Here is an 11,394-nt window from a genome sequence, read left to right as displayed (position 1 = left end):
GTCCCCGCCGGACAGGCGAAGCTATACAACTACGCCAGGTTGCCAGCAGCAAGAGCAACAGTTTCGAAGCATAGCTGGTAGAGACTGCCTATTAAAATTTTATTATCATATAAAACAGAAATGCCCTGTCAATACTGACAAGGCATTTCTGTTTTATAAAGAGTAAAGCTATACCTACAACGAGCCCGTCGCAGGTGCTGCTTCGGCTTTCTTCACTGCGATAGCATCCACCCCTTTCTCCTTCACCAGATTGTTCAACGCCGGCACGTCCTGCGTTTGTACCTGTTTGAACAAGCTCAGTTGCTCGTCTATCTGGCTTGTGATCTCTTTCTTGAAAGCATAAGCCTGATCGGTTGGGCGGAAGTCGCCGGTACTCACCTGCCCTACCAGGTTGGCCAGTTTGTTGTTGAGCCGGATCGGGTAGTTGAGCGGATCCTGGCCACTGCGGTTTTTGGTCTGGTACAGCGCTTCCTCAATGGCCGTGATCTTCTTGTCAATGGCAGTAGCGGACGCTACAATGTCTTTGTAGTGCTCCTGCCCTTTCAGATTCCCTTTCAGCGTGTTGAGCTGCGCCCGCATGGTGCGGATATCCTTGATGGCATCGTGCGTTTCAGTCAGCTTGTTGCGAACCTCGCTCAGGAAGGTGAACTGGGCTGCCCGGTCTTCCGGCGTGGCTTTGGTACGCGGGTCAGGGAGGATCGCAAAATCAGTTTCCTGGCTCTCCTTGTTCACCGTCAGCTTCGCCTTGTAGGTACCAGGTATAGCTTTCGGCCCCTGGGTGCCGCCTCCCCACAGGATCAGCCCGTCAAACTTGCTGGCCTCCGGGTAGCGCATGTCCCACACAAAGCGGTTCAGGCCTTCCTTCACGGCCAGCTGTTCGTTTTTCTCCTTGGCATTGCTCGCATAGCTTCGAATCAGTTTTCCGTTCTGGTCCAGAATCTCAAGCTTTACCACGGTGGAAGAGTCTGGCTTTTGGGCCATGTAGTAATGCACCATCACGCCACCCGGGTGGTTCTCACCGGCTATTTTGGAAGGGCCTCTGCTGCCGCCATCCATCTTGTAGCTGTCCAGTGGCTTGTAGAGGTGGAATTTCGAGGCGGCTATACCTGTGTTGAGTTGGTGCAGCAGCGTCAGGTCGTCGATGATCCAGAAGCTACGGCCCTGCGTGGCTGCGATCAGGTTATCATTTTTTATGGTGAGGTCCGTGATCGGTACGATGGGCAGGTTCAGCTGGAAGGGCTGCCAGTTCTCGCCATCGTTGAAGGATACATACATGCCATACTCGGTACCGGCATACAACAGGCCGGCACGCTTCGGATCGGCACGCACCACGCGGGTAAAATGATGCTCGGCTATACCTTTGGTAATCTTGTCCCAGGTTTTGCCATAATTGGTCGTCTTGTAGAGGTAGGGCCGGAAATCACCGGACTTGTACATGGTAGCGGCCACGTAAGCGGCCCCTTTTTGTGTCGGGTGCGCCTCGATGCTGTTGATCTGGATCCACTCGGGTATACCCTTCGGCTGTACTTTCGTCCAGGTCTTGCCGTTGTCGCGCGTTACGTGCACCAGCCCGTCGTCGGAACCGGTCCAGATCACGCCCGGTTCTACCGGCGACTCGTTGATGGCGAAGATGGTACCGTAGTACTCCACGCTGGTGTTATCCTTGGTGATCGGCCCGCCGGATGGCCCCAGTTTAGTCGAGTCGTTGCGGGTCAGGTCCGGACTGATGGTCTCCCAGGACTGTCCCTCGTTGTAGGTCACGTGCACGTGGTTGGAAGTCGTGTAAAGCTTCTTCGGATCGTTCGGCGAGAACATGATCGGGAAGTTCCACTGGAAACGGTACTTCATACCTTCGGCACCGTGGCCCATCGGGTTATCCGGCCATACGTTGATCACGCGCTCCTGTCCGTTGCTGTGGTCCACGCGCGACAAAAAGCCGCCATAATTACCGCCATACACAATCTCCGGGTTCTCCGGGTTCACGGCCAGGTGCGCACTTTCGGAGCCGGCCGTTTCTTCCCAGTCGTCTTCGGTTATACTTCCGCCATTTGATCTATGCGAGATACGCACCGTAGAGTTATCCTGCTGCGCTCCATAAATACGGTACGGGAAATGATTGTCGGTCACCACGCGGTAGTACTGGCCGGTAGGCTGGTTGTCCATCGTACTCCAGTTCATGCCGCCGTCCGAAGTCACCTGTGCGCCGCCGTCGTTGGCAATGATCATACGCGATGGGTTTTCAGGCGCGATCCAAAGGTCGTGATTATCACTGTGTTTGGCATACCCTGCCGTAAAGGTTTTGCCGCCGTCTTTGCTGCGGTGGTAGGATACATTCAGCACGTAGACCACATCCTCGTCTTTGGAATCGGCATATACGCGGGTATAGTACCAGGCCCGCTGGCGCAAGTTGCGGTCATCGGTCATTTTGCGCCAGGTAAGGCCGCTGTCGTCGGAGCGAAACAAGCCCCCTTCCTCCGCCTCCACCATGGCATACACCCTGCTGGAGTTGACCGGAGAAACCGCTACCCCGATTATACCTAGTGTACCTTTTGGCAGACCTTCGCTCTTCGATATATCTTTCCAGGTATCGCCGCCGTCGGTGCTTTTCCAGATGCCGGATCCGGGCCCACCGGAAGACAAACTATGCGGGTTGCGGCGCACGTTCCAGGTGGTGGCGTACAGGTGGCGCGGGTTACCCGGATCGATGATCAGGTCGACAGCGCCGGCGTCCTTGTTGGCAAAGAGCGTCTTCTTCCAGGTTTTGCCGCCGTCTGTACTTTTGAATACGCCGCGTTCCTCATGCGACTTATACAGGTCGCCCATCGCCGCCACATACACAATGTCGGGGTTCTGCGGATGAATGCGGATGCGGCCAATGTGCTTGGAATCTTTCAGACCGATGTGCTGCCAGGTCTTGCCGGCGTCTACAGACTTCCATACCCCATGCCCGGACGAAACATTGCCGCGCACCGTCTTCTCGCCCTCACCTACATACAATACATTCGGGTCGGCCTCGCTCACAGCGACAGCCCCGATCGAGCCGCCAAAGAAATTATCCGAGATATTATCCCAGGTAGAGCCGCCATCGGTCGTGCGCCATACGCCCCCGCCCACAGATCCGAAATAGTAGAGATTTGGTTTGCCGGGCACACCGGCAACCGTAGCCGACCGACCGCCCCGGTAAGGACCAATGGAACGCCAGGTCAAACCTTTGTAAAGTTTGGGATCGATCGTAGCAGCCGCTTCCTTCTGTTTTGCACTGCGCGGCTTCTGCTTCTGCGCCATGGCTTCCGGCGTTGCCAGGGCCAGGGCAAAGAGCAGACAAGCGGCCGTGCCTGTTCTGTAGAAAATTCTTTTCATATAAAGGTGAGTAAGAGATGATAGGCTAAGGTGTTTGGGCCAATGAGTTAGGAAAGTTTAAGAAGAAAAGCAAGCAGTCGTTATTCCACACTTTCGTTCCGGCATGTTGTAAAGCATTCTGCTGCCCTGTCTTCACAGGATATTTATTAAGAGCATGGCAAACACCTTATCGGTAACCACCTGATTTTTCTGCCAACCCTATTGCCTACATTTCAAACTAGACTCGGCTTCCCCGGCAACGATAGGTGTTTTCATGTTACGTTCTTACAAAGCAGCAATATTGTTAGCTATATATTTTTCATTGAATACACTCAGAAGCGCATCAGTAAATTTCAAACCCAATACAATAGCTTATTCCTTCAATTTACTATTCCCAAAACACCTTCTTCTTCTCTATAAAGTTTATACCCGTTATTTACGAAACCAGAGAAGCATACTAATACAATTTATCGCCGATTTATACCTGGGCAGAGGGTACCATTCTATTGCACATAAATCAGCTAAAACAAATATAGGGTAATGGCTGTATACAGCGAAATGAGTTAATTAAAATAAGCGTACCTCTTTATCTATTTGATCTTTATGTAACATTTCTAACTTTTAAAAAACATCTCACCTATGAACAGATTTTTTACTTTAATTGCTGCTCTCTGCTTTCTGGCGAGTAGTGCATTTGCACAGGCAACTGTAGACTCCGAACTAAAACAAGTGCTACAATCAGCTATTGCACCAGTTCAGATAGTGGTAACATTTCATGGGGATGGCGCACCAACCAGTGCTCATGTCAACCTGCTACAGAGCCTGGGGATTACACAAGGTATTACATTCCAATCGTTGCCGATTGCGGGTGTGTTAGCCACAGCGGCTCAGGTTGACGCTTTGGCAAATAATGCAGCTGTAAGATCTGTTTTCCTGAACAAGAAGCTCTCCTATTTTAACTACAATGGCACGCACCTCACCGGTGTACAGAGACTGAGACTGGACAAGGAAATGACCTCCAGGAACAAGGGGCTTCCGGTATCCGGGAAAGGGATTGGTGTGATGATCAACGACAGCGGTGTAGATGGCACCCACGATGATATCAAACTGGGTACACACCTGGTTCAGAACGTGATGGGCACAACCAACCTGAATGGCTTAGATGCGATGTTGCCTGTAACCTGGCTGGAAAATGTGCCTAACACCGACACCAATTCTGGCCACGGCACGCATTGCGCAGGTAGCGTGGGCGGCAATGGCGCAAAGTCTGGCGGCAAGTATGAAGGCGCTGCACCGGGTGCCAGCCTGATCGGCTATGGTTCCGGAGGCGCCCTATTCATTCTGGATGCTATTGGCGGCTTTGATTATGCGCTTACCCACCAGTATGAGTATGGAATCAGAGTGATCAGCAACTCATGGGGAACATCTGGTAAATTTGACCCGAACAACCCGGTAAACGTTGCTTCCAAAAAAGCATATGACCGTGGTATTGTTTCTTTGTTTGCAGCTGGCAACGAAGGCCCTGGTTCCGACACGCACAACCCCTATGCTATTGCACCCTGGGTAATATCAGTTGGCGCAGGCGATAAGTATGGCAAACTGGCTGATTTCTCATCGAGAGGTGTGAAAGGCGAGGGCGGTACCTTTACAATAGATGGCGAATCCTGGACGTTCGAAAACAGACCAACCATCGTAGCACCGGGCGTTGACATCGTTTCTACACGAGTTATTGCTCCGGTTTCTTCACTTTCCATTGATATGGATGCCGAGCAGCTTGACCCGGCGCACGTGCCATTTTATACGCACATGAGCGGCACCTCTATGGCAACGCCGCATGCAGCTGGTATTGTTGCCCTGATGCTGGAAGCCAATCCTTCGCTTTCTCCTGCCCAGGTAAAAGCTATTATCCAGAAAACTGCCACCAACATGCCTAACCGCGAGTCCTGGGAAGTAGGTGCCGGTTATATAAATGCCTATGCCGCGGTAGACCACATCTTCCGAAGCACAGCATTCGGTCCCTACCTGAACATAAGCAGAAGGTTCAATAGCAGCATCAACAACAACTCTAATAAGCAGACTTTTGTAATTGACTACAACCCGCTGATTGCTGCCAATAACAGCAAAACATTCTATGTAGCGGAAGGTACCACCGGTATCGAAGCTAAAATTATGGCAGGTGGCGTATCTGGTGAAACAGGCAACCCGGTTAACCTGATACTTGTTGCTCCGGATGGCACGCAGTACAGAGCAGGTATACCTGCTGCCTTCTCGCTTTACCACGACCGCAGTGTGGCAGTAGCAGCCCCTGCTGCCGGCACCTGGACCTTAAAAATTGATGGCCTGAATGGTATTGCTTTACCTGAAAAAATTACGGCTTCATTAACATCTATGCAGCTGGCTGGCGCAACAGGGTTGAATGACATAGCAGGCCATCCGGCAGAAGCTTCAATCAGAATGGCAGTTAGTGCCCGCCTGGCTGATGGCCTGAGCACCGGATTTAAGCCGGATGAGTTACTGAAGAGAATCCAGCTAGCCGACTACCTGATGATGGGCCAGGCTGTCCGCCAGTTTGTACCAACTAATGGTGCTGTTTCTTTTACGGATGTAAGCGGAGCTGAATTGCTACTGGCAGAGTCGGTGATGGCAAAAGGTGCCGCTCTTAGAGATCGCCTCCATGCTTATAACGCTGTTATGTTGCCTGCTGGTACAGGTAAATTTAATCCGAACGGAAGCGTAAACAGAGCACAACTGGCTTATTCGCTTGTACAGGCCTTGGGCCTGCAGGAGTATGCTTTGGAGCGCACCGGCAAGACACCAACCGTAACCGTAAATGGCAAAGCATACCCAATAGAAGACGCGGCACAGATACCTGCCGGCCTGGAAGGCTATGTAAGTGTGGCGCTGGACCTAAACCTGATCAATGCTTTCTACTCCGTTACGCAGGGCACGTTTGATCTGCAGCCTGTGCTGCACGCCAACTTTAAGCCGACGCAGAATGTAACCCGCGCCGAGTTCGCTGTGATCATTACCCGCACGCACGCTAGCTGGAATGCAGTTTCACAGCCACTGACTACGTCAAGCACATCCAGTCTGACTGCCGCCGCTCCGCTATGGTCCAAGAGCTTCTCCTATCCTAACCCTTTCAATGAAACAACAACCATCAACTACGCCGTGGTAAAAGATGGTTATGTAACGGTTGAGGTGTATGATGTGATGGGTAAAAAGATACAGACGCTGCTGGCGGAGAGCCAACCCTCCGGCAATCACAGCCTTATATTCGATGGCAGCAACCTGCCAGGTGGCACGTACCTCTACCGCATCAGCGCCGATGGCAAAACATCCACAGAGAAATTTGTGATCGCACGATAGGTTATCAGTATAAATTCATCTAAACAAAAAGCCCCTCCTGATGGAAGGGCTTTTTGTTTAACCCAGCTCACCGCAATTATCACTCGCTCCATCAGTAAGTAACAAAATGTGCTGCTGGCAAATATGTCGTGTCAGGTGCTGCTATTTCTGTTATAGTCAGACAAATCTTATAATAGAGTTGGATATCCGTGACAGAATGACATAAAAAAGAAGAGGAATTGGCCTTGGCACATACCTTGTTAGAGTGCTACCAACAGCATAAAAATTGTATTCGGATTTAATCTAATAAAACTATAGAATGGGAAAGATAATTGGTATTGACTTAGGTACAACCAACTCCTGCGTTTCCGTAATGGAAGGTAACGAGCCAGTGGTTATACCAAACAGCGAAGGCCGCAGAACAACACCGTCTATCGTTGCATTCCTCGATGGCGGTAACGGTGAGCGTAAAGTAGGTGACCCTGCCAAGCGTCAGGCAATCACAAACCCTCAGAACACCATTGCTTCGATCAAGCGCTTCATGGGCCACAGCTACGATGAAGTGAGTGAAGAATCAAAGCAGGTTTCTTATAAAGTTATTCAGGGAGGCAACAATACGGTACGTGTACAGATCGGCGACAGACAGTATACCCCACAGGAAATCTCGGCAATGGTACTTCAGAAAATGAAGGCTACGGCAGAAGACTACCTGGGCACTACGGTGACAGAAGCCGTGATCACGGTACCTGCTTACTTCAACGACGCACAGCGCCAGGCTACGAAGGAAGCCGGACAGATTGCAGGTCTTGATGTGAAGCGTATCATCAACGAGCCGACAGCAGCAGCCCTTGCTTACGGCCTTGACAAAAAACACAAAGATCAGAAAATAGCGGTATTCGACTTAGGTGGTGGTACCTTCGATATCTCTATCCTGGAGTTGGGTGACGGTGTGTTTGAAGTACTTTCTACCAACGGTGACACACACCTGGGTGGTGACGACTTTGACTCCAAAATAATCAACTGGCTGGCCGATGAGTTCAAGAACGACGAAGGCATCGACCTGCGCAAGGACCCAATGGCCCTGCAGCGTTTGAAGGAAGCAGCTGAAAAAGCGAAAATCGAGCTTTCTTCTTCCAACGAAACAGAGATCAACCTACCTTACATCATGCCGGTAGACGGTGTGCCGAAACACCTGGTGCGCAAGTTGTCCCGTGCTAAATTTGAGCAGCTGACAGACGATTTGATCCGCCGCTCGATGGAGCCTTGCCGCAAGGCGCTTCAGGATGCCGGTTTGTCAACTTCTGACATCGACGAAGTGATCCTGGTAGGTGGTTCAACCCGTATCCCTAGAGTAGTAGAAGAAGTAGAGAAGTTCTTCGGCAAGAAGCCTTCCAAAGGTGTGAACCCGGATGAGGTGGTAGCCATTGGTGCTGCGATTCAGGGTGGTGTGCTGACAGGTGAAGTAAAAGATGTGCTTCTGCTGGACGTAACGCCGCTTTCGCTTGGTATCGAAACGATGGGCGGTGTAATGACCAAACTGATCGAGTCGAACACGACTATACCTACCAAGAAGTCTGAGACCTTCTCGACCGCTTCGGATAACCAGCCTTCGGTAGAGATTCACGTGCTGCAGGGCGAGCGCCCTATGGCCAAGGATAACCGCACCATCGGTCGATTCCACCTGGACGGCATTCCACCGGCACCACGCGGTGTTCCGCAGATCGAGGTTATCTTTGACATCGACGCCAACGGTATCCTGCACGTAACGGCTAAGGACAAAGCGACTGGCAAAGAGCAGAAGATCCGCATCGAGGCTTCTTCTGGTCTGAGCGAGCAGGAGATCGAGAAAATGCGCCAGGAAGCGGAAGCCAACGCCGAAGCTGATAAGAAAGCGAAGGAAGAGATCGAGAAGCTGAACGCAGCGGACTCTATGATTTTCCAGACCGAGAAGCAGCTGAAAGAGTATGGCGACAAGCTGTCGGCCGGCAATAAGTCGAACATCGAAGCTGCACTGGGCGAGCTCAGAACAGCACATGGTGCCAAGGACATTGCAGGTATAGACAGAGCCATCGAAAGCCTGAACAATGCCTGGCAGGCTGCCTCCCAGGAAATGTATGCGGCTACGCAAGGTGCTCCGGGCGCTGATGGCGGCAACGGCCAGCAGGCCGGCGGGCCGGGCGCAGGCCCTCAGGGGGCAGGTGCTGACGACGGCGGTGTAACCGACGTAGACTACGAAGAAGTAGACGGCAAGAAATAAGCCTTAAGTCAAACAAAATAAAAATCCCCTGTCGAGTTTCGGCAGGGGATTTTTTGTTTTACTGCGGTAAGGTATACGGCTTTATATGCTACCCCCTTGTTCTAACCTGAGGAGCTTTGATTGACAACTCCTGGCTTTGTACGGCACCGGTGCCGTTTTGCACCTCTACCGTGTATTTACCAGGCCGCAGGTAGACAACCTTATTCTCTGCAGGCTCTACTTTTACAGTTCCCACACTGCCTTCTTTTGAACTGGTTAGTTCTGCCTCATAGGCTTTTACGCTGGCTTCGTCTACTGATAGGTTATAAGTGATGTAGTTGAGACCACGCCCGCTCTTCTCCTGCATCTCCTTTACAACCACACCTTTCGCTGTTTTGATTCGGACAATCGTATTGCTAGGCTCTGCTGAGTAGAAAGGGATGCTTATTTCGGCTTTGGATCCTCCACGCCATGAATTGCGCTCTTGTCCCCACGCCGGATTATACTGGACAGGCTCAAAAGCAAATAGATGCAGTTTCTCCGTTAACAGGGCTGGAGTTAGCTGTTGCAGATGTTCCACATTGGCAATATAAATACCCCGACCATGTGTACCTACGACCAGGTCATTGTCCCGCGGATGAACTGTTAAATCGTGCACTGCTACAGCCGGCATACCGTTGCGCATCTGCATGAAGCTTTTGCCACGGTCCAGCGAAATATAGAGACCATGGTCGGTGCCGACGTAGAGCAGGTCCGGGTTTTTCGGATCTTCTTTCATCACATTAATGGCTTCTTGTGGCAGGCCGCTTCCCAGGCGTTCCCATTTCTTGCCGTTGTCTTCCGACACATACAGATAGGGCGTGAAGTCATCCCAGCGGTATCCGTTCAGCGAGGTATAGACGCGGTTCTCTTTGTGATTAGAAGCCACCACCGTGGATACCCACATGTTCTGAGGCAGTTTTTTGGAGATGTTCTCCCAGTTATACCCCCCGTCTCGGGATACATGGATGGCACCGTCGTCAGAGCCGGTGTAGAGCAGACCAAAGCGCAGAGGCGACTCGTTAATACACGTCAGCGTACCATAGCTTACATTCCCTTTTTGCCCTCCGTTTGTCAGGTCACCAGACAAGGCTTCCATCTCATCTCCTTTTTTCAGGGAGCGGTGGAACTTGTTGGAGCCAAAGTAGAGGATATCCTGGTTGTGGCGGCTCAGGTGGATCGGGCTTTCCCAGTTAAAACGTAACGGAGTCTCTCCCAGTTTGTGGCTTGGCTTTATAGGTGTACGCTCCCCGGTCTGCTTATTGACACGCGTATAATTTCCAAATTGTGATCCATAGTAGACCGTATTGTTATCCCGCCAGTCAACCTGCACCATCATGCCGTCACCGCCGCCCAGTCGTTGGTAAGGGTATAAGCCTGTGCCTGTCCAGGCATTGCTATAGGCATAGTTGCTCGGGCCATACCAGGTGCCGTTGTCCTGCAAACCACCATACACATTGTACGGCTTGGCCATGTCCACTTCTATGGCATAAAATTGTGCAACGGAAGGCACATTCACTTTTAACCAGTTTTCACCCGCATCATAGGAGATATTGAGTCCGCCATCATTTCCTTCTATCAGGTGTTCTGGCTTGTTGGGGTTTATCCACAATGCCTGGTGGTCAGAATGCACGTTGGCCCCACCTATCGTTTTGAAGGTTTTACCAGCATCATCCGATGTAAATAAAGGCACGCCCAGCGTATAGATCTTATCCGGATTTGTCGGAGATACCCGGATCACACCTAAATAGTACCCAATCGTCGAGTATAGCCCATCTATGTAGCCACTATGTGTTTTCTTCCAGCTCTTGCCCCCATTATCCGTGCGGTATACCTCTGCACCAATCACATCAGGCAGTGGCTCATTTGTGGGATCATTCAGATAATCAGCCAGGGCAGCCGGCTTGATCTTGCCGCTCTTCACCATCTCCTTCACATTTTTTGCTGCATATTCCCGCGGAAACTGATTCTCATCCAAATACTGATTGATCTCCTCGTCTTTCAACTTCAGAAAATTATCCTCTGACATAGCAGAGAGAGTTTCCTTACTGAGGGCACTTTTGTTCTGTGATTTCGTGTCTTGCGGGCGGGGATCAAAATTATCCACCAAGGCATACATGATATTGGGGTCACCCGGATACATGCTGAGCCCGATACGCCCCACCCCTTCCGTATCCGGGAAGTTATAGGCGGCCGTACTGATATCGGTCCAGGTATTGCCGCCATCGGTAGACTTGTGTATGCCGGATGTTTTGCCACTCTCTACAAAATCCCAGGCGCGGCGTTCCCGGTGCCACATGGCCGCGAACACGTTGTTCGGGTTCTTCGGGTCCACCTGCAGATCAATGGCACCGGTGTTATCGTCTATATAGAGTGTCTTCTTCCAGGTCTTACCACCATCCGTGGTTTTGTACACGCCACGGTCTTTGTTG

Annotated in this window: 4 protein-coding genes; 2 read left to right on the top strand and 2 right to left on the bottom strand. The window is 51.3% G+C overall.

Going from position 1 to position 11,394, the window contains the following annotated elements; all coding sequences use genetic code 11:
• Positions 1 to 174 precede the first annotated feature (174 nt).
• Positions 175 to 3,360: a VPS10 domain-containing protein gene (locus tag OB13_RS15835; protein WP_461491149.1), complete on the bottom strand. Its 3,186-nt coding sequence runs from the start codon at positions 3,358 to 3,360 to the stop codon at positions 175 to 177.
• A gap of 741 nt (positions 3,361 to 4,101) precedes the next feature.
• Here OB13_RS15835 and OB13_RS15830 point away from each other — a divergent pair.
• Entirely contained in the window at positions 4,102 to 6,708 is a 2,607-nt protein-coding gene (locus tag OB13_RS15830; protein WP_461491148.1) for a S8/S53 family peptidase, read from the top strand.
• Between the two features lie 298 nt (positions 6,709 to 7,006).
• Positions 7,007 to 8,944, top strand: coding sequence for a molecular chaperone DnaK (gene dnaK / locus OB13_RS15825; RefSeq protein ID WP_461491147.1), 1,938 nt, complete (start codon positions 7,007 to 7,009; stop codon positions 8,942 to 8,944).
• Positions 8,945 to 9,032: 88 nt separating this feature from the next.
• Here dnaK and OB13_RS15820 read toward each other — a convergent pair.
• Positions 9,033 to 11,394: WD40/YVTN/BNR-like repeat-containing protein (locus OB13_RS15820; RefSeq protein ID WP_461491146.1), on the bottom strand; the 2,362-nt coding region annotated here is incomplete at its 5' end.

Source organism: Pontibacter sp. HJ8, assembly GCF_054824225.1.
This window is presented reverse-complemented; position numbering and strand designations above follow the sequence as displayed.